Raw genomic sequence first — 305 nt, forward strand, 5'->3', positions numbered from 1 at the left:
GTATTGTTGATGCTGGTGGCATATATGGGACGCCTGAAAGGGGCAAACCCAGAACTGGAAGAGCGTATTGCTCATGCGCTTCACGCACTGCCTGCGCGTATTGAAAGCATGCTGTCTCAAGACAAAGTGATTGAAGCGTTAGCTGAAGATTTCTCAGACAAAAACCACGCACTGTTCTTAGGTCGTGGTGATCAGTTCCCTATCGCCGTTGAAGGCGCACTGAAACTGAAAGAGATTTCGTATATCCACGCCGAAGCGTATGCAGCGGGCGAATTAAAACATGGCCCATTAGCGTTAATTGATGC

Annotated in this window: 1 protein-coding gene; it reads left to right on the forward strand. The window is 48.5% G+C overall.

What is annotated here, in order from left to right:
• The coding region (locus tag ACNQ0T_RS23715) for an SIS domain-containing protein (RefSeq protein WP_417930442.1) at positions 1-305 on the forward strand (305 nt) is incomplete at both ends.

This window comes from Enterobacter cloacae complex sp.6700776, from assembly GCF_048284255.1.
GTDB classification, from domain to species: Bacteria; Pseudomonadota; Gammaproteobacteria; order Enterobacterales; family Enterobacteriaceae; genus Enterobacter; species Enterobacter intestinihominis.